The following is a 24,723-nucleotide window of genomic DNA, read 5'->3' as shown; positions in this document are numbered from 1 at the left end:
CAATGCATTGGCATGAGAAGATAAACGACACGCAACGTATCTAAAGTATCGTTGGCTGTAAGCTTGATTGTCAATCGGGTTTTCGCGTTATTTGACGTGGGGCATCCATGGTTGTACTTTGGAAACGGTGCGTATAGTATCTGGTATGCATTGACGCCAAAATGACTGGGAGAGCTATATGAAATTAGGTAGGTTTGTGGTCGACGGCTTAGACGGCCCAGTACAGCGCATTTGTTTGGTTGTGCCCGAGCAGGGCCGTGTCGTTGATCTGCGCGCAGCGGAATCGCTACGCCTGCAGGCACAGGGCGCTACCCGCGAGGCGGCGCTTCGATACGCATCAATACTGTTTCCCGAGAGCATGTCGGCTGCAATCGCACTTGGGCAGCAGTTCCTTGACTCAGCTGCAGAGGCGGCAGAAATGTGCGGTGATGATGCTTCTCTCGCTATTGATGGCCTCCGCTGGGGACCTGCCTGCGATCCTTCGGTTGTACGCGATGGCCTTACCTTTACTAAGCACATCCGGCAGTTTCATGAGCGCATGGATAAAACGCCAGCTTCGGCGCTGCTTGACATTCCTGGCTACTTCAAAGGAACGCCATGGACAGTCATTGGTCACGAAGCTGAGGTGCCATGGCCAGCGCAAGGTCAGCGACTGGACTATGAGTTGGAGATTGGCTGGGTGATTGGTAAGCGTGCACATAACGTCACTCCGGACAACGCCCTCGATCATCTTTTTGGTCTAACAATTTTCAACGATTTTAGTGCCCGCGACCTTCAGGGAAGAGAATTCGATATTGGTATGGGGCCGACCAAAAGCAAGGATTTTGCTTATGGTATTGGGCCGTGGATTACCACGATTGATGAGTTTGCCAGCTTGGACAAAATTGCTATGTCGGTTCGGGTCAATGGCGAAATCTGGGGGCAGGGTGACACCTCGGAAATGCTTTGGACTCCACAAGAACTCATTGCTTACGTCTCCATCGATGACCATGTGCAGCCGGGTGATGTGATCGGATCTGGCACTATGGGTAACGGTTCGGCGCTGGAGTTGGGCCGCAGTCTCAACCCGGGAGATGTAGTTGAGCTGGACGTTGCAGGTGTTGGTGTTCTTCGAAATCGCATTGGTGAGAAGAAAGAGGGTGGGTGGTGGCCTGAGAAGCGCCAACCCTTCATGTAAGTAAAATGCGCCAGTAGCCTGGTGGGTGGGTGTGTTTCGGTAGATCGGCAACCTTCTGATCTGCCGCAATCCGAAAGGAAGGAGGATGGTGGTATAGCTATGTGTGTCCATAACCGATTTTTAGAAATATCCGCTGAAATTCACGCGGCCAGACGCGATGGTTAGCTTGTGAGTGGGGCGATATATGCTGCAGTAAAATAGCTATGTCGACTGATACTTAAGGCAATCCACGGCGCGCATCAGCGCAGCAGATTATGATGGATTCCAAGGTTGTTATGGGGTTCAGAAAAAAACGTTGTGCCTTACCAGAAATCGTCACTCGCCACGTAATCCACGTGGCTCGGCATGGCACCACTCGCATTCCAGTGATCAGCCTGCTTTCCAGCAGTGACCACCCGCCACAGAAGCGGAGAGGAGACAAGAGATGAGCAGAGTCAAACGCGTTTTGATTGTGGGCAGTGGGATTGGTGGCGCTACTGCCGCCTACGCGCTACGAAAAGTGGGTGTTGATGTTCATAGCATCGATATCAAGCCTGATACCCCTACTGCGGGTTCTGGAATCTGTTTGCTGCACAACGCAATGCGAGCTTTGGACTCGCTTGGGTTGGCGGAGCCCTGCCTGGATAGCGGATTTCATTTCAATGCATTCCGTCAGTTCAACTCTGCGGGTGAACTCCTGCAAACCAATCCAGCCCCGCCTAGCTGCGGGATACCTAGACCAGAGCTCGCCCGCATCCTTGAAACTGCCGCGGCGGGAGCAGGGGCTATCCTTGAGAAGGGGCTGACAATTGAGTATTTGAAGGACCGCGGAGATTGTGTCGAAGTTCGATTCTCCGACGGTCGCGAGGGGATCTACGACTTGGTAGTGGCCGCCGACGGAGCCTACTCCAAATTACGTGAGCAGGTGTTTGGAGTCGACTGCGGTCCTCGCTTCGCTGGTCAAAGTGTATGGCGTTTCAATGCTCCACGTCCCGACCAGGTAGATGCATTCTGCCTGTATCGTAGCGCGTCAGGGAGAACTGTTGGTTCTTTCCCTACCTCGAAAGACTCTTGCTACATCTTTTTCTTGGAAAACAGCCAGGAGCCTTTGCGAATTCCGGAAGGGGAGGCTCATCTGCTAATCCGCGAGCGACTGGCTGAATATACTGCCCCGACTATTCGGGAGTCGCTTGAGTTGGTAACGGATGCTAAGCAAATTATTTTCCGTCCTCTCGATATTACTTTGGTGCCCGCCCCTTGGCATCTTGGTCGTGTCGTTCTCTTGGGTGATGCTGCGCATGCGCCAACCCCGCATATGACCTCCGGTGGAGGTATGGCCATCGAGGATGCGGTGGTGCTCGCAGAATGCGTTGCTAGCACTAATTCTGCTAGAGAGGCGCTTGAGGCCTATAGCGATCGTCGATATGACCGGGTGAAAACAATCTATGACGCGTCAATGCAGCTCTGCCGATACGAACAGGGGGATGCTATTGGAAACAGGGAAAGGTCAAGCGCATTATTGCTGCAGACCTACCAATATCTAGGGCAGCCTATTTAGCGTGACAGCGTAGTCGCTAGTGAAGGTGGCGACCTTGGTTCGGCTATGTCAGCGAATTGAGGTCGTTATTTGCGGAATAAGAGGAAGTTATTATCTGTCTTGATCCGCACCGATTTTTATTCTTTGGACCTGGAATTTCGAAATTTGCTAATGAACCATAAAAGCTTTATTTTCGTTAGGGGAAAAAGGTGCCCGATGGTTCGAGTTGAATAATAAAGTTCTGTCCGCAAGAGGGACTGTCTATTTTGCTTCTAGGGTAACTCTATCTCAGGAGTTATTTACTCCCAGCAGGTGGTAGACGTAGTTGATGTGCGCGTCGGCAAACTCAGCATCCAATGGAGCGTGGCCAATCATCAGTCTCATATACACAGCGCCATAAATAACATCCATCAAAATTTCCACGTTAGTGTCAGCCGAGATTTCGCCGCTTTTGCGCCACTCCTCGATAGTTTCTCTGATTACTGCGCGCCTCCCGTAGTGAAACCGTTCTCTAAAAGCTCTCAATGTAGACGGATCCGACTGGCCCTCTGCGATTATTTGAGCAACTACACGACCAGACCACCCCGAATATTGCTCGACCAGTGAGCGGAAGTGATGGGCGAGCGCTCCTTTTAGGCCAAGTTCGCGAGGCAAAGTTGTTTTGACGAGATGGTTTTCGATGAATGCGTCAATTACAACGAGGGCTTTGGAATCCCACCATCTATAAATAGTTGCCTTGCTTACGCCAGCCTCTCTTGCAATCGCTTCAATTGAGATTGCCTGAATTGATTTTTCCTGAAGAAGCTTAATTGTTGCATCTAAAATCTGACGGCGCGTAGCTTCGCTTCGCGGCCGACCGACCGACGATTTGCTCGCCGAGGCGGATGATTTTTCCTGCATTAGTGAGGCTCCATAGTCCAAGTATTTGATATTGAATGGTTTTTTCATTACTGGGTTAAATCGAAACGATGTGATCAGTATATTGAGTGTTCCGCCAGAATTCCACCCCGTTTTCACGCGGGGTGGATTCAATTAGTTGGTAGCTGTACGTCTCCTCGTGGGCATCGTGCCGAAGGTTTTTAGATTTTATGAAGCTTTCTACTTTGATTGGAAAATTGGTTCTCGTGGCTTTACAATACGTAACGTATCGTATATTTTTAGACATCCGACCTAGAGGCGCAATTTCAAGCCTATGTCTGAGTGAGGAGGAAGGGCTGTATGGTTATTGGTTGGTTTTCAGATGATAGATCGGAGGCTGCTGGAGCCCAGCTTGATTCAGGTAGTTGCTGGAAAGGGAGGGCGCCACGGACTGTCCTCCCGCTGTGCCTGAGCCTGTGAGAGTGCGCATGGTGGCGAGAACTGCAGAGGGACTGCCGCAGTCGACGAGGGATTGAGTTTAAATATGTGCTTCAGCCAGTTGTAGGTTTTTAGAGCGGCTGATGCCGATGGTGCGTGTAATTTGAATGGCCGAAAAAGATAAGCCTTCAAAAAAAGTTAATAGTAGCTTGTGACTCGGGTGGTATATAAGTTGAGTTTGCATGCTTGAGCGGACGTCAAGTAACCTAATAAGGGGAACAAAAAATGAATATTATTGGACCTGACACTCTAATTTTTGGCGTAGATGATGTTGAACAATGCGAAAAGTTCTTCACTGATTACGGGTTAAATCCGGTTGGTGAGGGCCGTTTTGAGGCATTGGATGGAACGGGCGTAGTTGTTAAGCACCGAGACGACTCATCCCTGCCGGCTTGGACCCTAGAAACGGCTAACATGCTTAGAAAGACCGTATATGGTGTGAAAGATCAGTCGGTACTTGATGAGATTAAGTGTGAGTTTGAGGGGGAGCGCGAGATTAAGGTTCTTCTTGATGGCTCGCTTGAGGTAGTGGACGATGTCGGTTTCACTTTGGGCTTTCAGATTACAGTTAGAAAGGATATTAACTTGAGTGCTGAGCGTGTCAACGCGCCCGGTAGTATCCATAGGCCAGCCAACACAACAGGTGTTATTGCGGATAATTCATTGCCCCCACCAAAACCTCGCAGTCTGTCTCACGTCGTTTACTTCGTGCCCGATATAGAGAAAGCTGAAAATTTCTATACCAACCGGCTTGGTTTCAGACTGTCAGATCGCTTTGTTGGGATGGGGCCATTTCTGCGTCCAGCTGGCACTTTTGATCACCACACGCTCTTCTTTATCCAGACACCACCCGAATTGCAAGGCTGCGAGCACTTTACTTTCCACATGGGTGGGCCTTCTGAGGTGTTCAGTGCAGGCTACGCGTTCGCTGGCAAAGGTTATGAGAGTTACTGGGGGCCGGGTCGCCATCAGTTTGGCTCAAACTGGTTCTGGTACTTTAATACGCCTCTGGGGTGCCATATTGAGTATGACGCTGATATGGATCAGCATGATGATGATTGGGTCCCTCGAGTTGCTCCGGCAATTGTCGATAATTCTCAAATATTCCTGTTTAACTGGCGTGAAAAGTGGGCGCCGGGCGGTCCGAAATAATAGGTTGGTCAATGAGTTTCCCTGAAGAAACCATGTGGGTATGTCATGTAAGTGACATACCTACTGGGACCTCATTCGGTGTCAGGTTTGCAGATTTTGGCAGTGATGACATTTTTTTTGTTAATAACGGCGAGGGGATTTACGCTTACAGAAATTCATGCCCGCATTGGCCAGGTTCTACATTGCCGTTAAAAAAAAACCAGTATCTTGATAGCGTTGGGGAGTACATCATTTGTCGAGGGCATGGGGCTGTATTTGAAATAGATACCGGCCTTTGCATTAAGGGTGCATGTGTAGGGCAGAGCCTTACGCAGGTTGATATTAAGGTAGGTGAGTTGGGAGATATTTTTGTATTCGGCAATAAACTGTGACTAAAGAACGTTTATGTCAGTCTGTTATTTGTTCGCAAGCTCTGATGATTGGGGTGCGGATTGGATGTGCCATTGAATGTTGGGGTATTGTCGCGGTATATAAAAATCCGAAGGACTACGGAGAATGATGATTGATGGGTTCTATAATTACTAGTTTCTGATTTGGGCATGCTTATCCATGCGTTTATTATTTTCGAGAATTATTTGGGTCAATCGATTGTGAAAATAATTGCTAAGGAATCTTCATTTGCTGGCGTGATTGGAGTCATGGTTTCGGCTGTCGTTGCTTTTCTAGCCGCCTATTGTTTAGTTTCTGCGCAACTAAATTTGCTTTATGTTTCCATTGGTAATGCCCTTTGTGGTTTTTTTAGTGGTTTTTTTAGTGGTTTGATGAGCGGTCTTGTAGGCGTTAATTTAGTTCTAATAAATATTGCTGACAATTAAAAAGGTTTAAAGTATTAGTGGTTGGACGTCCACTGATGCTTAGCTAAGTGAGGAGCTGGTGATCTGGTATTGTTAGTAAGAAATTCAGATTGCTGCAGGCTTCGCGGTAGGTCCGTACCAAGGATTTGTTAGAGGAAAACTTGATAATTTAAATTTACGGATAACAGCGGGGTGCCTTTTTGTCACTGATGATGTGTTGAAAGTGCACATGTAGTTTCCATTTTTTTCATACAGAATCCTTGTATGGTCTCTGAAGGCTGAGTGGTTTTTTACACAGCCATGTTATGGCGTTCATCATTTGGAGCGAAAGTGATGAACGAAGCTGTAGTGACGCTGAGCGGAATTAAACCATTGGTTACGAGGTTGATTTTATAGCCAGCTTTGAACTGCTAAATTAGGTTCGCTTTCTACCTTGTCCAGCAGTGTAGGTGCGGACTAATGCAAGGCTGTTGACAGAGTTGATTTTTCGGCACCGATGGCTTTACCCGTGTTAAAGCGACTTTTGATAAGTAAACGTAGGGGCGTTCCTGCCACCCTTATCCCAATCCAACTCCGGTTGGAGAACTTAAGCTTGTGCTTCTTGGTACCTGCATTTTGGAGTAAACGATGCGTAGTTTGAAATCTATTGGAGCTGGACTGACGCTGTCGGTGGTATTCCTTTTAGCTACGGATGCCAAAGCGCAGGGTACGCCTGAAGCGACCCGGGCTAAGCAGCTTTTGCATAATGCGGTGACTTACTATCGCGACCAAGGTGATGCCGCACTCGCGGCATTTAGTAGGCAGGGTGAGTTTATTGATGGTGAGCATTACGTATTTGTCGTTGATACCCACGGTACCATGCTTGCCAGTGGAGGCTCCTCGGCTGTTTTGATAGGCCGCGATGTGTCCAATGCACTTGAACCTGAGCTGCGCCGAGCATTTCAGCAGGCCTTAGCAGCTCCTGAAAATGGCCGCATCAACACCGCTGAGTACCGCTGGATGAACGTCCGCGACGGCCGTGTCGAACGTAAGCAGGTGTATTACCAGCGTTACAAGGATCGCATCATCGCCGTCGGCGTGTACTTACCGCGAGCCACTCCGGAGCAAGCCCAGGGTTTATTAGTCAAGGCAACTAGTGCTCTAGAAACAGATCCGAAGAGCCTGATCAAAGCGATCAATGGCCTTTCTGCAGATTATCGTGAAGACGATCTTTATGTGTTTGTGGTTGATCTAAGTAGCCAGCGTTACGTCGCCCATGGCTATAACCCGCGTTTACTCGGTGTGGACTTTGGCACTATCCACGATTCCGATGGTAAGCCTGTGGGAGCTCCCATACTGGCGTTAATGAGCAAATCTAATACCGCGGAGTTCGACTACCGGTGGAAAAACCCAGTTACCTCGAAGGTTGAAGACAAGCACGCGTTGGTGAGTAAGGTCGGTCATTACATACTGGCCGTGGGGTACTACCAGAACCCACGTTGACTACCGTAGTGCCAGTCATCGGTTCGATTTAATTGGAATAACTCAAAATATTAATCCCGATGCTCCTCCTGCTTCAGGACACCACAATGCGTTTATATTTCCTTTTGGCTGTTCTGCTCACGTTGTCCAGCTGGGCTCATGCGGGCTCTTCGGCCGAGCGGTTACACTCGATTCGTATAGAGTCATTTACTGCCTGTAGCTACTTGATTTTGTTTCTAAATCCGCATCAAGGCGGTGCAGAGCCGCTTTACGCGGAGCGATACAAGGCGGCATTTCGCAAGCTTCAGACCCTAGTATCCAGCGAGCACGAAACAGTCATGGGTGAGGCGTTGGCTGGAATGAGGTATAAAACAGCTGAGCTGGAAGGCAAGTTTGATCTTGACCCAATGATGTTTCCTACATGGTTAAATCCCATTCTCACTGCTCAGGCGAAACTAGATTCTGAGGCTGCCAAACAATACGCAGTGGCACACCCGGCTGACGCTAAAACTCTGCTTGTACAACAACTAGATTTAGACTTGAGTCGCCTGTTGCTTGTTTATCAGGCCCGAACCTTTGGCTCACTCAACGTCTCAGCGATGGACGGAGTTGAAAATCCAATGCAACACCTTGATAACCGGATTAATCAAGAGTTTGAAGGGCTCAGTAAACTGCTACCTGATCAGTCAGTAGAGCGGGGCAAGCTTCGACGGATTTATGGCTATATCAGGCCAAGTTTATTGGATAATCAGCGAGGCTCCATTCCCAACGGAGTTGCTTATTACATGGAGCAAATCAGATCGGAGTTGCGGGCGCTGTGACTACAATGCCCCAGTAATGAGCGCTTCATATAGCGCTCTATAGGACCAAGCCTTCAGTTCTCTCGGTAACTCTTAGTGTTCCGGACGGCGGGCTTTACCTTTTGGCACAACAATAAGTGCTCTGCTGCTAGGGCTGTGTTCCTGTTGCAAGTGCACCACTACTGCCATGTAGAGGAGATTTGTATGTATTTGGCGAGCCGGTTGCTGGGGGATCTGTCAGTAGGCGCCAAGCTGTCGATTGGTTTTGGGTTGGTGCTGCTATTCACTCTCGGGGTAGGGGTTACCGCCTTCCATTCTTTGAGTCTGTTGGGGGTTAGAGGTGAGCAACTTCGCACTGAATCCTGGATTCAAAAATCAATTTTGCAGGCTCGTATCGCGGAAAAAGAATATGCGCTCAATCTTGCGCCGCTGGCGCAGGATCAAGTGCGAGGTTCAGTTGAGCAGCTTACTCAGCATTTCAATCAACTCCCGAGCAAAAATAGCGCTGAGATTGCGATGCGGGATGCAACCAGCGACTATTTGAAGCAATTCCTAAGTTATGCTGATTCTCTGCGGCAAGCACGAGAGGCTCGGTTGCGCATGCAAACACTCGCGCAGACAGCGGGTGAAAGCTTCAATTTGGTATTTCTCGACCAGTTAGATGCGTTGAACGCCCAACAAGAACAAGGTACCCCTCCGGAAAGCGGGCAATTGTTCTTGTTGGAGCAGATCACCGCTCTGCGTGACAAACTGGTCAAACTACGTGATAGCGAGATTTATTATTCGCTAGATGGTGAGGAGCGTTACCGTAGCGATTGGGAGATGAGAATGAGTGACCTACAGTCTTCAATGCAGGTGATCAATCTCGGCGATCAGGAAAAGGCTTCGTTGCAGGCTGCAAGTAATGCGCTTGGGGATTATCGACAAGCCTTCAAGCAGTTCACTGCCAGCCGCAAACAAAGCGCTCGTAGTAGCGAAGCAATGAGCGCACAAACCCAGAAAGTCAGTGAATTGTTAGATGAAGCCAACCACTTTCAGAGCGAGGCGATCCAACGCGACGGTCGCAACGCATACAGACAGCTTGGCTTGATTAGCCTGCTGGCGTTAACGCTGGGTATTGGCGCGAGTCTGTTGATACGCCAGTTGATATTGCAACCAATACGTAGGGCTGTTCATCTGACTCAGCGAGTTGCTGCGGGTGACCTGAGCTGTACACTTGAAAGTGGTAGCGTTCGGCAAGATGAACTTGGGCAACTATTGGATACCGTCAATAGCATGTTGGAGAGTCTAAGGGGCTTGGTTGGCCGAATTGGTACCGGGGTAGGCCTACTCAATGGAACGGCAGGGAGCCTTGCTGACGTCATTCAGCGAAGTAGTCGGGGAGTTGAGAAACAACGGCAGGAGACTGAAATCGCCGCTACCGCAATGCAGCAGATGACGGCGATGGCCAGCGAAGTTGCACGTAACGTCGAGGCCGCTAGTGCCGCAGTAACTCTTGCCGATAGCCAGGCGCGCGAAGGTGACGACTTAGCACGCCAAGCGGGCTCCAAAGTCGACCAGCTTGCTTTGGAAATGACCGGCTGCGCTGAGGCTATGCAATCGTTGCTAGCAGAAAGTACCGCTATAGGTGGCGTGCTTGATGTGATTAAAGCTGTAGCAGAGCAGACCAATTTGTTGGCGTTAAATGCGGCTATTGAAGCGGCGCGAGCTGGTGAGCACGGTCGTGGATTCGCAGTGGTCGCTGACGAAGTGCGTGGCCTGGCGCGCCGCACACAGAGTTCTACTGCTGAAATCGAAGGATTGATCGACCGCCTGCGTGGTGTCGCCCAGCAGGCAACTGAGCGGCTACAGGGTAGCCATGCTCTGACAGGTGAAACAGTAATTCTTGCTGGTCAGGCATCTCAGGCGCTGACACGAATTACTCGCGCCGTATCGAGCATTGATCAGATGAACAAACAAATTTCAGCTGCTGCGGAGCAACAGCGAGTTGTGGCAGAGCAGGCTAGCCAGAACATAGTGCGAGTTCGCGAAGTAGCAGAGGAAAGTGCCCAGGAAAGTGTGTATTTACAGCGTTTAACGCTGGAACTGCAGCAGGTCGACGCGGAGTTGAATGCCGCGGTTGGACACTTTCGGACATGAATATTACGGTTTAAGGCGAAATTATCTAATTGGATATGAGTCGTTGCGTGAAGATTATCCCCATAGGCCGGGGATGTCTACCGGGGCGGGGGTAGTCCAATCGTCATTACCCAGGCGTCAAACTGACGTGGAGTCTGCGACATGAGAGGCTTCCAACTATATCTGCTGCAACTGAGTTTTTGCCGAACCCAGAATCACGCGGATGCTAAATGACTGCGGTATTTACGGCACATATTGCGATTTTGATTATAAAAAGCGCAACTTCCGCAAGCCGTCGGTAGACGATCCAAGATTTTTTCGGGGCGTGCGGTGGTGCGCTATCGCAAGGGAAAACGAATATCTGTTCCGCACATCTCACGCCGCACAACTGCACATTCAAACGCGAGGAGTGGGGTCGCACGTCGAGAGTGCCGCTCGGCTCGGTACTTGCGAAAGACTAGTTTTGGCTTAGATCTGCACGGAATAGATTGCACAAAACGATACGGTGCGTTTATATTTGTGCGTGCAGACAAAATCCACCCTGGGCAGCACAAAGTGAACGCGCTAAGCAGGCAAATATGCACCAGAGCTGAACCTAGAGGTGAGCGGCGCGGTTGTTAACGGCCTGGCACTGGTCGGCGACGGCAGGGTGTCTATCCATATTCTGTGTTTTACCTCATACCACAATGCATTCGGAGGGATCATGTCGATCGCCAATATTCCAGACTTTCGAGTCGGGCGGAGGAAGCTACTCACTGCCCTAGGAAGCGCCTCGGCGCTTGCGATGCTGGGTGTACTCCCAACGCTTTTTGCGCCTACCCGGGAGCAAGTTCGGATGGCGTTGAGCACCTCGCAGTTCGACATCCGCTACGTGGTGACGGACCGCCGGCTGCCGCCAAGCCTGGCCTTTGCCCATCAGCACGCTGCGAGCAGCGTCGGGCGGCTCGAGGTAACGGACGGACTCACGAAGTTGTGGCAGGAATCGCTCGCACCATTGTGGCGCGAGCGCAGCGGTGCGGTCGCTGGACTCACCACGCGCGAGGTCTGGCATTGTCTCGCAGAGCAGGCTCGCAGCCAGTCGCGCCGTACGGTCGTGCTGCAACAGCATGACGTCGCAGCGGATCAACCTTACCCCTTGGTTTCTTGGATTATTGTGTGACGTCATGAGAATACCCCCAAATGTATCCCCCGAGGTCTTTGCCACAGCGCTGCAAGAGTTTGCCGGCGTAGTCGGCAAGGAATGGGTGTTCACCGCGGACGAAGACCTGTTTCCCTACCGTGATGCCTATTCCCCGCTGCGTGAAACACCCGAGGATCGAAGCGCATCTGCTGCCTTGGCCCCCAGTTCGGCCGAGGAAGTGCAGGCGCTGGTGCGTATTGCCAATAAGCACCGCATCCCGCTTTACACGGTTTCCACCGGTAAAAACCTAGGCTATGGCGGTTCGGCCCCGAACCATTCAGGCAGTGTAGTGCTGGACCTGAAGCGGATGAACCGCATCATCGAGGTTAGCGAAAGCAATGCATACGCCATCGTCGAACCAGGCGTTAGCTATTTCGATCTGTACAACTACATCCAGGAGCGCGGTTTGAAGGTGTGGTTGGACGTGGCCGATCCGGGCTGGGGCAGTGTACTCGGCAATGCGCTTGACCATGGCGTGGGCCATACGCTGTCGCGCTTTCGCAATCACTTCGATTCGCACTGCGGCCTGGAGGTGGTGTTAGCCAACGGCGAAGTGGTGCGTACCGGCATGGGTGCGCTGCCCGGTTCCAAGACCTGGGGGCAGTTCAAGATGGGCATGGGGCCGATCCTGGATGGCATCTTCTCCCAGTCCAACTTCGGCGTTGTCACCAAGATGGGCATCTGGTTGATGCCTGCGCCGGAAGCTTTCATGCACGGCGTAGTCACGGCCCCGCGCTATGACGACTTGCACGCCGTGGTTGAATTGCTCAAGTACGCCGAGAACAGCGGCCTGGCGCCTGGCGCGCCGGAAATGGGCAGTCCGCTGCTCGGCATCAGCAACTACGTCAAACATCTGGTCGATGCCTTCTACGAAGGGCCGCCGCAGTTGAAGAAGGAGCAGGCCGACCTAGTGGCGAAGGCTAAGGTTGGTTATTCCGCCGAGCTTCAGAAGTATGGTCTGGACAACAAGATCCCGTATTGGGTGCTCCACCTGAAGTTCTACGGTCCGCGGAAGGTGATTCAGGCGCAGTGGGAGGCGGTACAGGAACGGGCGTCGAAGGCGATCAAGGGCGTCGGATTCCAGGCTGGCCCGATCCAGACCGATCCGCGTAAGGCGTCCGCTGAATGGACAATCTATCCGCAGGACGTGGGCGTGCCAAACATGGATTTCTTCGGCATGGGCACGCGCGCGGGTGGCAATCCGCATCCGATGCGCGGCCACATGTGGTTCTCTCCGGTCATTCCACAGAGTGCGGAAGGCATCCTCGAAGCCAATCGCGTCTTCGAAGAAGCACACCGCACCATCCCCGCGCTGCAGAACGTCCCAATCTGGAACCTCAGACCGTTTGCACTGCCTGCTCCGTTCTTCGAACGCACCTTCCTGTTCATCGTAGGTTTTCCGATTACCGACGACACGGCAATGAACAAAGCATCCGTCAAGGCCTATCGGACGATGCTCGATATTGGCGCGCAGCATGGCTGGGGCGAATACCGCTGCCACCCTGAATTCCAGGACCAGGCCATGGGCCTGTATTCGTACAACAACAACAGCCTGCTGCGCTTGAACGAAACCATCAAGGACGCCATCGACCCCAACGGGATTCTGTCGCCGGGCCGATATGGCATCTGGCCCAAGCACTTGAGGACTGGCGCCAAATGAAAAATATTCTTACCAGCATGCTGGTGGTCCTGGCGTGTTCGGCTGTTATCGCGGCCGCTGCTGCACCAACGAAGGAATCCGAGCCGGCCCATCGCGGCAAGCAAATTTACGACCAGTGGTGCGTGATCTGCCACGCCGCAGCTCCGCGCATGCCTGGCACGGCTTCGCTGGAGGCCAAGTATGGCGGCAGTCTGCCGGCGGCGCTGGAGGATCGCACGGACTTGGCCCCAGCGTTCATCAAGTATTTCGTTCGCAACGGCGTACTGATCATGCCGTCATTCCGTAAAACCGAAATCACCGACGCCGACCTTGAGTTGCTTGTCGACTACCTAAAGGCCAAAGACCAATGAGCTCGCATTCTGTTTCTGACTCCCTGACCAAGGCGGCTAGCAACCGGCGGGAATCGCGCAACGGTACCGCAGCGCTCGTCATCGGGCATTGTGCTGGCCTGATGGATATCACCACTTTGCCGATCTGGGTCGGAATCGTCTTAATCGGGCAGCTAGCCCTTGATCCGCAGAGTGCAGGCTTCTTGCTGACTCTTTTCCTCGGATCGGTTGTGCTCAGCAGCCTGTGTATCGCCCCCAAACTTTCTCGACTCAACCGCAAGGGCATAGCGTCGGCGGCTTATGCAGTGGCTGGTATGGCCTTCGCCACCATGCCGAGCATAAGTGGCAGTTACAGCCTATTGGCTTCGGCGCATGTCGTCGCAGGCCTGGCTGTCGGCTGCGGCCTGTCGATAGTTCACGGGACGATGGGTGGCACTGCCAATCCGCACCGCACAGCGGCAATGGCGTTCACCACTTTAAGCCTGGTGTCCATCCTGGTGATGGCGACACTGCCTCCGCTAGTGGGCAAGATCGGCCCGAACATATTCTTCTACACAATGTCAGGCATCATGTTCACTGCCTCACTGGCAGGACTGCTGGCTTTTCCGAACGTCGCCCGTACGGTCCATCACGAGCGGTTGGCGCTCGCCAAACTGCCTACGCGAGTGTGGTTCGGCATCGCCGGCGTGAGTTTGCTTATGGTGAGCCATTCGATGGTCTTCGGCTTCATCGAACGTGTAGGGGGTTGGCACGGGTTTAGCGCCGCGCAGATCACCACGGTGCTTGTCATCAGTGGATTCGTGAACCTTGTTCCGGTAGCCCTCTCTAGCATGCTCGAACGACACTTGTCGGCCGCAGGCGTGGTCATTGCAGGCCCACTGATCCAGGCAGCTGCCGCTTTTGCCGTGACCCAGTGGAGCGGCTATGGAGTGTACATCGTCGCGACCTCGATCCTCATTGCCGTGGTCACATTTACCCATGTATTCGCCTTCGGCGTATTGGCGCGGCTGGATCCGTCCGGTCGCGTGGTTGCGGCCACGCCGGTGATGGTCATGGCCGGCTCGGCCACTGGCCCGCTGCTTGGTGGCGTCCTAGCGCAGCATATCGGTTACGGCAGCCTGGGCTGGGCGGCTCTGGTGCTGGGCCTCCTGTCCGCCACCAGCTTCCGGCTTGGCACCCGCAACTCGTAATGAAGCAAAGCAACAGCATGAAACACACAATAAGAGGTTTGGCATGAGCAAGCGTTTGCAGGGCAAGGTGGTGCTGCTGACCGGCATCGGCAGCGGTATGGGGCGCGTGACGGCGCGGTTGTTCGCCAGCGAAGGCGCAATCGTCGTCGGTTGCGACATTAATCCCGAGACGGCGGCGGAAACCGCAAAACTGGTAGAAACCGATGGTCACTCTATCGACGTGGTTGCCCCGGTCGACCTCAGCAGTCGCGACGAAGTGGCGCGTTGGATCGATGGCGCCGCCGCCAGGCATGGCCGTATTGACGTGCTCTACAACAACGCCAGTCTGCCGCGCTTCGCGCCTTTCGCGGTACAGAGTGATGCCGATTACGTTTTCACCATACAGAACGAGCTCGATCTGGTCTGGCGTGCCTGTCAGCTTGCCTGGCCGCACCTTGTGAAGTCGTGCGGAGCTATCGTCAACATCGGCTCCGGTGCCGGCCTCCAGGGAGCACGCGCACTACCGCAGGCGGCGCATGCTGCGGCCAAGGGAGCTGTGCTTGCCCTAACCCGCCAGCTTGCTGCCGAAGGTATTGCCGTCGGCGTGCGGGTCAACTCGATCAGCCCGGGCGTGATGAACACACCTCCGATTCAGTCGATGTATCGGGAACTTGGCGACAAGGCACCGGTGGCTCCGATCGTAGAGCGCACCCTTACTGGCAAGCCGGGTGAGCCTATCGCCGTTGCCTGGGCCGGTCTTTACCTTGCGTCCGACGAGGCGAAATGGGTCACCGCGATCAATATCCCGGTGGATGGTGGCGCGAGTTCGATCATGTAGCCTCCCCCGTTCTAGACAATGGGTTCGGGCAATACCCAATAGGCAAGAGTGGTTTTGACGATGACGATGACGATTACAAGCACGAGCAATGCAGCCGCGGTGCTGGCCAGCCCGCTGAAGATCAACGGGCTGGAAATTAAAAACCGCATCATCCTTGGGCCGATGGCAGTATTGCGCCCGACCGAAGACGGCCGACCCAGCGAGCAGAGCATCGCGTTCCTCAAGCGCCGAGCGCAGGGCGGGGTGGGCCTGGTCATCGTCGGCGGATCGGTATGCAGCGAGCGGGCCTGGAACGAGTCGCCGTTTGCGCCGAACCTTCGCTTCGACAAAGACGAGTTTGTCGATGACCTCAAACGCCTAACCGCCGCAGTGCACGAATACGGCACGCCGGTGTTTGCCCAGCTTTTCCCGAGCTTCGGCCGCATGGGTGTACCGCGCAACGACAGGTGGATTTCGGCAGCCAGCCCGAAGCCGGTGAGCATCGGTTCCGGCGGCTTGCCCAACCATCTCTACATCCCTGGTGGCCGCATCACTCCGGTGCCGCATGAGGCTAGTGCCGAGGAGATCAAGGATATTGAGGTCAGCGTGGTCGCCGGCGCGCGCCGGGCCAAGGCTGCCGGTTTCGATGGCGTCGAGATCGGCGCACACATGTGCTACTTCTACTCTTCCTTCCTGTCGCCGCTGTCTAATCAGCGCACCGACGAATACGGCGGCTCAGCCGAGAATCGCGCTCGCATCCTGCGCGACGTGGTCGCCGCAGTGCGTGCCGAAGTTGGTACAGATTACCCTGTGGGTCTGCGCATGAGCGTGAACGACCACATGCGTGGCGGCCAGGAGCCGGAAGGTTTCGCCGAAGTGGCCTCGCACATCGCCAGGGCCGGCCTTGATTTCATCTCACTCAGCGAAGGCAATTACGAGTCGATGCGCGACAACGTGCCGAGCACTTCCGGCAACATGCTTGCCCACGGCGAACCACAGGCGTTTCGCAAGGCGCTCGGCAGCGGGGTCCGCCTGTTCCTGTCCAGCACGCCTGACCCAAAACAAGCGGCGAATGCGATCACGGCTGGCCATGTGGATGCCAGCATGCTTGCCCGGCAGATGCTGGCCGATCCGGACTACGCGTTGAAGGTCATCGAAGGCCGCGAGGCCGAGATCGTGTGGTGTGACCACGCCAATTCTTGCCTGCGCCGGCTGATCCTCAACGTTCCGGTTGCCTGCCACAAGAACCCGGAGATGGGGAGCGAGGCTCCAGACACCAAACGCTCCAGCCCAGGCCAGGAGTTTGCTGTGTGGGCGGCAGGCAACAAAGTGCTGATGGGTGCCGCCGACACGCTCGCCCGCGCTGCGCAGAAGATGAAGTGACCCAATTGGAGCGAACACCCCGATAAGCCTCATAATTGAGGCTTATCGGGGTGTTTATGACCAAGAAGGCTCGAGGTCGCAGGTCTACGTTAAACGCCGGACACTGGAAGGCTTGTCCTCAAAATAAATTCAACGTTGTTTGAAGCGGTATATCGTCCGGGAGCTGTAAGCATTGATTGTGGCCGATTTGGCGTGCTCGGCGGGTCTGCTTTGACATAGGAGCGCCGACGCACCGATGGAACGTGTGTTCCGCCGCTTGAAAACCGAATGGATACCGACGCTGGGTTACAGAACTGCCCATGAAGCCCAGCGTGATATCAGCCATTTTTTGATGCATCGGTACAACTGGATCCAGCCCCCTCAATTCAACGGTGGATGTCCCTAGATCAGGCCGAGAAAAAATTTAACGTCGTGTCCGGTATTTGTTGACCACTACACAGTGGTCGATTCACTCCGCCATTCTGGACTACCCCCGCTCCGGTAGACATCCCCGGCCCAGCCGCTGTTGAATCGATACGAATTTTGCGCTGCATGAGCCATGTATACCGAAATTAGCGAAATTAGCTTATTTTCATAAACTCGCTAATTTCAGTAGAGATTCAGGTTATCGCCCAATGTCATCAACTTAAGGATTCTCTGAAGTAGCCATGCATTTCTGGCTGACTTCAGCCTCCGCTGATTTTGAAAGCGGAAAATTGATCTGAAACGATCAGATCGCCTGCTCATCTTTCTGTTTTAGCCACCGCGAGCACCTCGCGATGGCATTGCCCACATTACGGGCGCACCTCTCCTGCAGTTGTCAGTAAATGTGTGTGCGCCATCCACAGATTTGACAGCGTGAATAGCGTGACCAGTTGCTCCGTGTTCTTGGCCAGGCCACGGAAGCGCGTCTTCACATAACCGAACTGACGCTTGATCACTCGGAACGGATGCTCGACCTTGGCGCGCATCTTGGCCTTCTCGATTTTGCGCTTGGCTTTGTACAGTGCACTGAGCTTATTGAATTTCTTGTAATTGCTCCACCGTGCCGCAACTTGCCAGATCACTTGACGGCTTTAATGCTCGGGGCGCTTCTCGACACCGGTATAGCCGGCATCGGCGTCCACCATTTTTTCCTCGCCGTGCAACAGCTTGTCGACCTGGGTGGCATCAGCCACGTTCGCTGCCGTGCCTACCACGCTGTGCACCAGACCTGACTCGTCATCCACGCGATGTGCTCCTTCATGCCGAAATAGTACTGGTTGCCCTTCTTGGTTTGATGCATTTCTGGATCGCGCTTACGCTCCTTGTTCTTGGTCGAACTCGGCGCATTGATCAGCGTGGCATCGACGATGGTGCCCTGGCGCAGCGACAGCCCTTCACCTAGCTGCGAAATTTTTGAAGACTCTCACCCGTGTCCCGAAAGGTACTGGCATGACTTACTAATCAGGTACACACTTTCGGCATCTGGCGCAACATTTAGCGTCACGTGACGAAAAGGGAGGTGCTTATGGACGCGGCAGCACCCGGCAGAGCCGGAAAAGCCAAAGCAGCCGTCGTGAAAGGTAAGGGCGGGCTATTTAAAACGCGTCACTCAGTCGACCATTACAAAACCACGCACGTAGGGAGGAGTACAGATATTTCCAAGAGTGCGCTGGTCACCAGCCTTCTCACGGGTGGAGCTTCGCCTGATGATCTGGGGGCGGTGTATCGCGTGACCAAAGAAGGGATCACGATTGCCACGCTCACTGAGTTCACGAAGTCGCTCCAAATGTTCAATAGCGACTATCTGCTGATGGCTCTGACAGGACTTTCTGAACGAACCATTAAGCGGCGTCAGCAGAAACCAGCAGAGCCATTGAACTCAGAGCAGAGTGCCCGAGCATTCCTGGGTGCCCAAATCCTAGAGCAGGCAATCAGGGTGATAGGTACTCCTGAGCTTGCAGAGGCATGGATGTCAAAGCCTGCAATTGGCCTTGATGGCAGGAGACCCATCGACCTATTGGATAACTCGATCGGCACACAACTGGTGAGCGAGTTCCTGACCCGCCTGGAGTACGGGGTCTACCAATGATCATGGGCCAGGGAGCGGCGACCTTTTCATTTGGCGATTGGACCCTGAAGAGTTTGGTGCAACATGGGATAGCGGGATTGGTGCCGAGAAGGTCGGTGGCCGGTAGAACTCGAAAGGTGTTCGGGTGGTTTACGGCAGCGTGGACTCGTTCACTCAGACCTTCATCGAGGCTGGGCTGAAACCGTCGGACTCAACAGTGCTGACTGCTAGCACTTTCTGAATCGCAATACGCTGGTTTTTTAGCATGAGTGCCGTCGGGCACTGTGGCAATAATGCTGTTAGGGAAGGTCTGAAGTAGCCATGTATTTCTGGCTGACTTCAGCCTCTGCCGATTTTGAAAGCGGTGAATCGATGAAAAGCGATCAGATCACCTGCTTATTTCTGAGTTTTTAGCCGCCGCAAGCACCTCGCGGCAGCTATTCCCCGCATTACAGACGCACCTCTCCTGCATAAGTCAGTAAATTTCTGTGCGCCATCCACAGGTTTGATAGCGCGAACAGTGTCACCAGTTGCGCCGTGTTCTTCGTCAGGTCACGGAAGCGCGTCTTCACATAATCGAACTGGCGTTTGATCATTCTGAATGAGTGTTCGACCCTGGTCCGAACCTGTGTCCTGGCCTTCTCGATCTTGCGCTTGGCTTTGTATAAAGCGCTGCGCTTGCCCAGTTTCTTGTAGGTGCTGCGTCGTGCCGCCACCTGCCAAATAACCTTCCGGCCATCATGCTCCGGACGCTTTTTGACACTGGTATAACCTGTATCAGCTCCCACCATGTATTCCTCGCCGTGCAACAGCAAATCGACTTGGGTGATCTCCGCCACGTTGGCCACCGTGCCCATCACGCTGTGTACCAGGCCGGACTCGGCGTCCACGCCCATATGGGCCTTCCTCCCGAAGTAATACTGCTAGCTTTTCTTGGTTTGGTGCATTTCCGGGGCGCGTTTACCGTCTTTGTTCTTGGTCGAACTGGGCTCATTAATCAACGTGGCATCCACGATGGCGCCTTGGCGCAACGACAGGCCGCGGTCGACCAGATAGCCATTGATCACGGCCAGAATTCCCGCGGCCGATTCGTGTTTCTCCAGCAGTCGCGGAAGTTGAAAATCGTGGCTTCGCCGGGAATTCGCTCCAGACTCAATCCGGTAAACTGGCGCAGGATGGTCCTCTCGTACAGTGCTTCTTCCATCGCCGGGTTGCTGTATGACAGCGTGCAGCGCTTCGTGAAGCAGTGGATAACGTGTAAGACCCGCCCAGCAGCTACGCAGGCGTTTGTACCGCTAGTATTCGCGCCTGGCGATGCTTGCCAGTTCTACTGGAGCCATGAGCAGGTCGAGATTGCAGGCGTGGTGCAGACGGTCAAGGTCGCGCATTTACTCCTGAGCTACAGCCGGAAGATGTTCGTAGCGGGCCTATCCGCGCGAGGCGCAGGAGATGGTATTTGATGCGCATAACCGCGCCTTTGCCTTCTTTGGCGGCGTGCCGAGTTGCAGATCATTACAACCGACGAACAGAAGAAGGCCATCATCGACTAGATGGCGGCGCAAGGTGTGATGTGATAGACCCTGGTCGAGTATTGGAAAAGAAGCGGCAAGCAGTTTCCTGGATCGTTATGCTCGATGTATAGAAATCACGCTGGAGTATGCGAATAAATGTGGCATGTCGACCCTGTCTCCTTACGACTTTTCATCGCTGTCTGCGAGGAAGGGACAATTGCCCATGCCAGTGAGCGTGAGTTCATTGCGCCTTCGGCGGTGAGTAAGCGTATCGCCGATATCGAGGCGACCTTTGGTACGCCGATGCTGATCCGCAGCAAGCGTGGGGTTACGCCTACCCCGGCAGGGCAGGCTTTATTACGGCATGCTCGGCAGCTGATGCGCAGTATGGAACTGCTTCAGGGTGAGCTCAGTGAATATGCCGAGGGGGCTCGTGGGCATGTGCGGGTGTTGGCGAACGTCTCCTCGATCATGGAATTCCTCCCTGAAGAGCTCTCCGAGTTCATGCTGGCTAACGAGCATATTCAGGTGGATATCGAGGAGCGCTTCAGCCCGGATGTGGTACGTGGGGTGCTTGAAGGGAATGCCGATCTGGGGATCTGTCGCAAGTCTATGGCAGTGGGCGATTTAGAGTTTATTCCCTATCGCACTGACCATTTGGCCGTGGTGGTCAATTCCAGACACCCGTTGGCTGGGCGCAGCAGCATTGCCTTCCAGGAAACCCTGGACTACGACCACTTAGGGCTTTCGGTGTATGCCACGCTGAATACGTACATGCAGAGAACCGCGACCGAATGTGGGCGGGAACTGCGCTTTCGCACCTATGTGTCCTCATTCGATGCAGCCTATCGTTTGGTACAAGTAGGTTTAGCTTTGGGGGTATTTCCGCAGGAGGCGGTGAATCGATACGCGAAGCTGTTTGATCTGCATGTCATTCCGCTGGTGGATGAGTGGGCACAGGGTGAGTTTGTCATCTGCGTGCGCGATGCTGATGCACTCTCGCTTTCCGCTCGCCGTCTGCTTAACCACCTGTTGGCGCGGGTTCCGGTTCTACAGTCGCAGCTATAGCGCCTCTGGCTGATCCATCGTCTATGACGATGGATCAGCGCGTGAATAACGTCTTTTCCCTACTGGGTCGTCTCTCTAGTCTTGCCCCCAAGCAACACTGCCTTGAGAGACACCCAAATGACAAAAATAATTATCAATGAAGTGGGTATGCGTGATGGCTTGCAAAGTCTGCAATGCGTCATGCCCACCAGCGACAAGAAAAAGTGGATCGACGCCGCCTATGCCGCAGGTGTCCGATACATGGAAGTCGCATCATTCGTGCCCGCCAAATTGCTGCCGCAGATGGCTGACGCCAGTGAGATCATCGCCCACGCCCTGACTTATCCCGATCTGATTGTTACCGCGCTTGCGCCCAACCTTCGTGGCGCTGAAAACGCTTTGGCTTCGGGTGCGCACCGCATCGTTGCACCTATTTCGGTCAGCTCTGCCCACAGTCTGGCCAACGTCCGGCGCACGCCGCTGGAGATGATTGAAGAGTTCGGCCGCATGTGCGAGTTGCGCAGCAGTTCGGGCATGAACCAAGTGCAGCTTATTGCTGGCATGTCTGTGGCTTTCGGCTGTACCCGCCAGGGACATGTACCGCTCAGCGACTTGTGCGAGCTAACCCGGCGTGTTCTTGAAACCGGTTGCGATGCGGTTTCCCTCGGCGACACCACAGGCTACGCCACCCCGGGTCAAGTCGGCGAAGCTATTGACGCCGTGCGTGCCATTGCCGGCGACAAATTGCAGGCAGCACATTTCCATGACACCCGCGGCCTGGCCTTGGTCAACAGTCTTGTCGCGGTTCAGCACGGTATTCGTGAGCTGGACTCCTCGCTCGCCGGGCTGGGAGGTTGCCCGTTCGCCCCGGGCGCTTCCGGCAATACCGTCACTGAAGACTTGGTGTTCATGCTCAGCAGCATGGGTTTCGATACCGGTATCGACCTGGAAAAGCTGATTGCCTCGCGTGACCTGCTCGAGTCCTCGCTGCCGGGTGAGCCGCTGTACGGCTATATCGCCCGCGCGGGTCTGCCAAAGAACTATCGCTCGCTTGCTGTCAACGCCTGACGCCTGGCGAAAACCTGATTCTGGAGATAACGAATATGTCGAATCTGCCCCTTGACGGCGTCCGTGTCGTTGAAATTTCTCACATGGTCATGGGTCCGACCTGCGGCATGATCCTCGGTGACCTGGGCGCCGAAGTGATCAAGATCGAGCCGACTCGTGGTGATGGTACCCGGCGTCTGCTCGGTGCTGGTGCAGGGTTCTTTCGCACCTTCAACCGCAACAAGAAAAGCATCTCCATCGACGTAAACGAGCCGGCAGGCCGAGATGCGGTGTTGCAGTTGATCGATACCGCCGATGTGTTCATCGAGAACTTCAAGCCGGGGCGCATGACTGACCTGGGCTTCGGTTACGAGTCGTTGCGAGCACGCAATCCGAAGCTGATCTATGCCACGCACAAGGGTTTTCTCAGTGGTCCGTACGACAAACGTCTGGCCCTCGACGAAGTGGTGCAGATGATGGCGGGGTTGGCCTATATGACCGGCCCGGTCGGTCGGCCACTGCGTGCTGGTAGTTCGGTCAACGACATCATGGGCGGCATGTTTGGTGCGATCGGTGTACTCGCCGCGCTCAATGAGCGGAACAAAACAGGTGTTGGCAAGGAAGTGCAAAGTGCCCTGTATGAGAACTGCGTGTTGCTTGCCGCTCAGCATATGCAGCAGTACATGGTTACCGGTGAGGCCGCAGCGCCCATGCCCAATCGCATCAGCGCCTGGGCAATCTACGACGTCTTTGAGTTCGCCGGTAAAGAGCAAATGTTCGTCGCGGCAACCGGCGAAGGTCAATGGACGGCGCTCTGCAAGCTGTTGGGACAGGACACTCTAATGGCTGATCCGACATTGGCCACCAACAACGACCGAGTTCTACAGCGCCCGCGTTTGCTGGCGCACCTTGCCGAAGTGTTCGCCAATATCGATGCCCAGGCTCTGGCTCCTCAGCTCGAAGCCAATGGGATTCCGTTTGCGCCTATCCGTAGGCCCGAAGAACTGTTCGCCGATGAGCACCTGATCAAGAGTGGCGGCCTGGCCAAGCTTGAACTGGAAGACGGATCGTTGACAGACATGCCGCTGTTGCCGCTGTCGCTGAACGGTGAGCGGCTGCAGCCGCGTTGCTCCATTCCGCGGATTGGCGAGCACACCCGTCAGGTCATGTTGCAGTTGGGCTATAGCGAGGCGCAGATCGATGAGTTGCGCTCCGCCGGTGTGTTCAAGACCGACGATTGAGACCCGAAAGAACCACGGCGACCCCGGAGTTGTCGGCACGAACTGAATGCTGAGAGCGGCTATCGTGCTGGCTCCGACTAGAGGCAGAGGATTAGGAAATGGCTATTTATCAATACGATGGGCAGCAGCCGGAGATTCACGAGAGCAGTTATGTGGCTGACGACGCCACTGTGATCGGCAATGTGGTGCTGCATGAAGGCTCCAGCGTGTGGCCGCAAGCGGTGCTGCGTGGCGATAACGAGGTGATCGATATCGGCGTCGGTAGCAACGTGCAGGAAGGTGCTGTGTTGCACACTGACCCTGGCTTTCCTCTTAAGGTCGGCGACAACGTCACAATCGGCCATCAGGCCATGTTGCATGGCTGCACTGTCGGCGACGGCACCCTGATAGGTATTCAGGCGGTTGTGCTTAATGGTGTGGTGTTTGGCAAGAACTGTCTGGTCGGCGCTGGTGCGGTGGTTACCGAGGGTAAGGTCTTCCCGGATAACTCTCTGATCATCGGTGCGCCGGCCAAAGTGGTTCGCGAGCTTACTGAAGAAACTGTCGCCAAGTTCCATGAAAACGCTCGCGACTATGTCGAGCGCGCCCAGAAGCACAAGCAGACGTTGAAGCGCATCGGCTGAATGCACAAGTGCATGCCTAGGCCTGTGCATACGTTGGAGTCACCTGAGTCAAAACCGCGCCACCTGCGTGAGTGCAAGAACAACTCTCCGACAATTACAAATATAGAGAAACATCATGATCGGTAGGAACATACCTGTCGTTGCTGAGTGTCGCGATACCCCCTCCTCGCCAAGGCTTTTGCGTTATACCCTGGCGCAGACCAGTGCTCCCCTGGCACCAGGTTATGCCTCTTTCCTGCGATGGCAATCCATCGATCACGCGTGTTCCTGAATTCTACGGGCGGCTTGTCGCTGCCCGGAGATTGACTTG

20 protein-coding genes and 5 pseudogenes are annotated in these 24,723 nt (G+C 54.2%); 22 read left to right on the top strand and 3 right to left on the bottom strand.

All coding sequences use genetic code 11. The annotated features are described in order from the left end of the window. Window positions 1–178 precede the first annotated feature (178 nt). A complete protein-coding gene (locus LJY18_RS16665; protein ID WP_238042911.1) occupies window positions 179–1,177 on the top strand; it encodes a fumarylacetoacetate hydrolase family protein in 999 nt (332 codons plus the stop codon). A 424-nt stretch (window positions 1,178–1,601) separates the two neighbouring features. After that, entirely contained in the window at window positions 1,602–2,714 is a 1,113-nt protein-coding gene (locus LJY18_RS16660) for an FAD-dependent monooxygenase (RefSeq protein WP_238042910.1), read from the top strand. A 267-nt stretch (window positions 2,715–2,981) separates the two neighbouring features. On the opposite strand, the gene LJY18_RS16655 is transcribed toward LJY18_RS16660, so the two are convergent. After that, on the bottom strand, window positions 2,982–3,593 hold the full coding sequence (locus LJY18_RS16655) for a TetR/AcrR family transcriptional regulator (protein ID WP_238042909.1): 612 nt from the start codon (window positions 3,591–3,593) through the stop codon (window positions 2,982–2,984). Between the two features lie 681 nt (window positions 3,594–4,274). Here LJY18_RS16655 and LJY18_RS16650 point away from each other — a divergent pair. The 14 genes and pseudogenes from LJY18_RS16650 to LJY18_RS16590 form a co-directional block, all read left to right on the top strand. Then, complete coding sequence (locus LJY18_RS16650) at window positions 4,275–5,201, top strand: VOC family protein (RefSeq protein ID WP_238042908.1); 927 nt, start codon at window positions 4,275–4,277, stop codon at window positions 5,199–5,201. A gap of 11 nt (window positions 5,202–5,212) precedes the next feature. After that, on the top strand, window positions 5,213–5,572 hold the full coding sequence (locus LJY18_RS16645; RefSeq protein ID WP_238042907.1) for a Rieske (2Fe-2S) protein: 360 nt from the start codon (window positions 5,213–5,215) through the stop codon (window positions 5,570–5,572). Between the two features lie 168 nt (window positions 5,573–5,740). Beyond that, window positions 5,741–6,016 carry a hypothetical protein gene (locus LJY18_RS16640; RefSeq protein WP_238042906.1) on the top strand — a complete coding sequence of 92 codons (276 nt, stop codon included), beginning with the start codon at window positions 5,741–5,743 and terminating at the stop codon, window positions 6,014–6,016. A gap of 606 nt (window positions 6,017–6,622) precedes the next feature. Continuing rightward, window positions 6,623–7,477 (top strand): cache domain-containing protein, encoded by an 855-nt coding sequence (locus LJY18_RS16635; RefSeq protein WP_238042905.1) that lies wholly within the window; start codon window positions 6,623–6,625, stop codon window positions 7,475–7,477. 86 nt (window positions 7,478–7,563) lie between these two features. Further along, entirely contained in the window at window positions 7,564–8,277 is a 714-nt protein-coding gene (locus tag LJY18_RS16630; protein ID WP_238042904.1) for a hypothetical protein, read from the top strand. A gap of 183 nt (window positions 8,278–8,460) precedes the next feature. Continuing rightward, window positions 8,461–9,537, top strand: a pseudogene (locus LJY18_RS22780) (HAMP domain-containing protein); the annotation flags it as partial. Then, window positions 9,532–10,395: a methyl-accepting chemotaxis protein gene (locus tag LJY18_RS22775; protein ID WP_442964501.1), complete on the top strand. Its 864-nt coding sequence runs from the start codon at window positions 9,532–9,534 to the stop codon at window positions 10,393–10,395. The pseudogene LJY18_RS22780 and the gene LJY18_RS22775, both read left to right, overlap by 6 nt. Window positions 10,396–11,077: 682 nt before the next feature. Next, entirely contained in the window at window positions 11,078–11,533 is a 456-nt protein-coding gene (locus LJY18_RS16620) for a hypothetical protein (protein ID WP_238042902.1), read from the top strand. A 4-nt stretch (window positions 11,534–11,537) separates the two neighbouring features. Beyond that, a complete protein-coding gene (locus LJY18_RS16615; protein ID WP_238042901.1) occupies window positions 11,538–13,214 on the top strand; it encodes an FAD-binding oxidoreductase in 1,677 nt (558 codons plus the stop codon). Continuing rightward, window positions 13,211–13,564, top strand: coding sequence for a c-type cytochrome (locus LJY18_RS16610; protein ID WP_238042900.1), 354 nt, complete (start codon window positions 13,211–13,213; stop codon window positions 13,562–13,564). The genes LJY18_RS16615 and LJY18_RS16610 overlap by 4 nt, the downstream gene beginning before the upstream one ends. Then, the gene (locus LJY18_RS16605; protein WP_238042899.1) at window positions 13,561–14,733 is read left to right on the top strand and encodes a hypothetical protein; all 1,173 of its coding nucleotides are present in this window, start codon (window positions 13,561–13,563) and stop codon (window positions 14,731–14,733) included. The genes LJY18_RS16610 and LJY18_RS16605 overlap by 4 nt, the downstream gene beginning before the upstream one ends. A gap of 43 nt (window positions 14,734–14,776) precedes the next feature. Next, window positions 14,777–15,550 carry an SDR family NAD(P)-dependent oxidoreductase gene (locus tag LJY18_RS16600; RefSeq protein WP_238042898.1) on the top strand — a complete coding sequence of 258 codons (774 nt, stop codon included), beginning with the start codon at window positions 14,777–14,779 and terminating at the stop codon, window positions 15,548–15,550. A 60-nt stretch (window positions 15,551–15,610) separates the two neighbouring features. Further along, the gene (locus LJY18_RS16595; protein ID WP_238042897.1) at window positions 15,611–16,912 is read left to right on the top strand and encodes an NADH:flavin oxidoreductase; all 1,302 of its coding nucleotides are present in this window, start codon (window positions 15,611–15,613) and stop codon (window positions 16,910–16,912) included. 226 nt (window positions 16,913–17,138) lie between these two features. After that, window positions 17,139–17,341, top strand: a pseudogene (locus LJY18_RS16590) (IS3 family transposase); the annotation flags it as partial. Between the two features lie 344 nt (window positions 17,342–17,685). Here LJY18_RS16590 and LJY18_RS16585 read toward each other — a convergent pair. Continuing rightward, window positions 17,686–18,269, bottom strand: a pseudogene (locus LJY18_RS16585) (IS5 family transposase); the annotation flags it as partial. Window positions 18,270–18,401: 132 nt separating this feature from the next. On the opposite strand from LJY18_RS16585, the gene parS reads away from it, so the two are divergent. After that, complete coding sequence (gene parS, locus LJY18_RS16580; RefSeq protein ID WP_238042896.1) at window positions 18,402–18,965, top strand: type II RES/Xre toxin-antitoxin system antitoxin; 564 nt, start codon at window positions 18,402–18,404, stop codon at window positions 18,963–18,965. A 428-nt stretch (window positions 18,966–19,393) separates the two neighbouring features. Here the strand turns inward: parS and LJY18_RS16575 are convergent. After that, window positions 19,394–20,163, bottom strand: a pseudogene (locus tag LJY18_RS16575) (IS5 family transposase); the annotation flags it as partial. Here LJY18_RS16575 and LJY18_RS16570 point away from each other — a divergent pair. The 5 genes and pseudogenes from LJY18_RS16570 to LJY18_RS16550 form a co-directional block, all read left to right on the top strand. Continuing rightward, a pseudogene (locus tag LJY18_RS16570) lies at window positions 20,162–20,438 on the top strand (IS21 family transposase); the annotation flags it as partial. The pseudogenes LJY18_RS16575 and LJY18_RS16570 sit on opposite strands and share 2 nt — an antisense overlap. 173 nt (window positions 20,439–20,611) lie before the next feature. After that, on the top strand, window positions 20,612–21,523 hold the full coding sequence (locus LJY18_RS16565) for a LysR family transcriptional regulator (protein ID WP_238042895.1): 912 nt from the start codon (window positions 20,612–20,614) through the stop codon (window positions 21,521–21,523). Window positions 21,524–21,640: 117 nt separating this feature from the next. After that, window positions 21,641–22,570: a hydroxymethylglutaryl-CoA lyase gene (locus tag LJY18_RS16560; protein WP_238043051.1), complete on the top strand. Its 930-nt coding sequence runs from the start codon at window positions 21,641–21,643 to the stop codon at window positions 22,568–22,570. A gap of 35 nt (window positions 22,571–22,605) precedes the next feature. Beyond that, window positions 22,606–23,790, top strand: coding sequence for a CaiB/BaiF CoA transferase family protein (locus LJY18_RS16555; protein WP_238042894.1), 1,185 nt, complete (start codon window positions 22,606–22,608; stop codon window positions 23,788–23,790). A 98-nt stretch (window positions 23,791–23,888) separates the two neighbouring features. Next, the gene (locus LJY18_RS16550) at window positions 23,889–24,413 is read left to right on the top strand and encodes a gamma carbonic anhydrase family protein (protein WP_238042893.1); all 525 of its coding nucleotides are present in this window, start codon (window positions 23,889–23,891) and stop codon (window positions 24,411–24,413) included. Window positions 24,414–24,723 lie beyond the last annotated feature (310 nt).

It is taken from the genome of Pseudomonas sp. MMS21 TM103, assembly GCF_022132145.1.
GTDB lineage: Bacteria > Pseudomonadota > Gammaproteobacteria > Pseudomonadales > Pseudomonadaceae > Aquipseudomonas.
Note: the sequence above shows the minus strand (reverse complement) of the source record. Positions and strands in the feature narration are given on the sequence as shown.

What these genes read in the sequence shown, in the direction of transcription:
- LJY18_RS16650 (WP_238042908.1), top strand. Translation starts at nt 4,275, where the DNA reads ATGAATATTATTGGACCTGACACTCTAATTTTTGGCGTAGATGATGTT.
- LJY18_RS16565 (WP_238042895.1), top strand. Translation starts at nt 20,612, where the DNA reads ATGTGGCATGTCGACCCTGTCTCCTTACGACTTTTCATCGCTGTCTGC.
- LJY18_RS16605 (WP_238042899.1), top strand. Translation starts at nt 13,561, where the DNA reads ATGAGCTCGCATTCTGTTTCTGACTCCCTGACCAAGGCGGCTAGCAAC.
- LJY18_RS16665 (WP_238042911.1), top strand. Translation starts at nt 179, where the DNA reads ATGAAATTAGGTAGGTTTGTGGTCGACGGCTTAGACGGCCCAGTACAG.
- LJY18_RS16555 (WP_238042894.1), top strand. Translation starts at nt 22,606, where the DNA reads ATGTCGAATCTGCCCCTTGACGGCGTCCGTGTCGTTGAAATTTCTCAC.
- LJY18_RS16645 (WP_238042907.1), top strand. Translation starts at nt 5,213, where the DNA reads ATGAGTTTCCCTGAAGAAACCATGTGGGTATGTCATGTAAGTGACATA.
- LJY18_RS16610 (WP_238042900.1), top strand. Translation starts at nt 13,211, where the DNA reads ATGAAAAATATTCTTACCAGCATGCTGGTGGTCCTGGCGTGTTCGGCT.
- LJY18_RS16635 (WP_238042905.1), top strand. Translation starts at nt 6,623, where the DNA reads ATGCGTAGTTTGAAATCTATTGGAGCTGGACTGACGCTGTCGGTGGTA.
- LJY18_RS16655 (WP_238042909.1), bottom strand. Translation starts at nt 3,593, where the DNA reads ATGCAGGAAAAATCATCCGCCTCGGCGAGCAAATCGTCGGTCGGTCGG.
- LJY18_RS16640 (WP_238042906.1), top strand. Translation starts at nt 5,741, where the DNA reads ATGCTTATCCATGCGTTTATTATTTTCGAGAATTATTTGGGTCAATCG.
- LJY18_RS16620 (WP_238042902.1), top strand. Translation starts at nt 11,078, where the DNA reads ATGTCGATCGCCAATATTCCAGACTTTCGAGTCGGGCGGAGGAAGCTA.
- LJY18_RS16560 (WP_238043051.1), top strand. Translation starts at nt 21,641, where the DNA reads ATGACAAAAATAATTATCAATGAAGTGGGTATGCGTGATGGCTTGCAA.
- LJY18_RS22775 (WP_442964501.1), top strand. Translation starts at nt 9,532, where the DNA reads ATGTTGGAGAGTCTAAGGGGCTTGGTTGGCCGAATTGGTACCGGGGTA.
- LJY18_RS16660 (WP_238042910.1), top strand. Translation starts at nt 1,602, where the DNA reads ATGAGCAGAGTCAAACGCGTTTTGATTGTGGGCAGTGGGATTGGTGGC.
- LJY18_RS16595 (WP_238042897.1), top strand. Translation starts at nt 15,611, where the DNA reads ATGACGATGACGATTACAAGCACGAGCAATGCAGCCGCGGTGCTGGCC.
- LJY18_RS16630 (WP_238042904.1), top strand. Translation starts at nt 7,564, where the DNA reads ATGCGTTTATATTTCCTTTTGGCTGTTCTGCTCACGTTGTCCAGCTGG.
- LJY18_RS16615 (WP_238042901.1), top strand. Translation starts at nt 11,538, where the DNA reads ATGAGAATACCCCCAAATGTATCCCCCGAGGTCTTTGCCACAGCGCTG.
- LJY18_RS16550 (WP_238042893.1), top strand. Translation starts at nt 23,889, where the DNA reads ATGGCTATTTATCAATACGATGGGCAGCAGCCGGAGATTCACGAGAGC.
- LJY18_RS16600 (WP_238042898.1), top strand. Translation starts at nt 14,777, where the DNA reads ATGAGCAAGCGTTTGCAGGGCAAGGTGGTGCTGCTGACCGGCATCGGC.
- parS (WP_238042896.1), top strand. Translation starts at nt 18,402, where the DNA reads ATGGACGCGGCAGCACCCGGCAGAGCCGGAAAAGCCAAAGCAGCCGTC.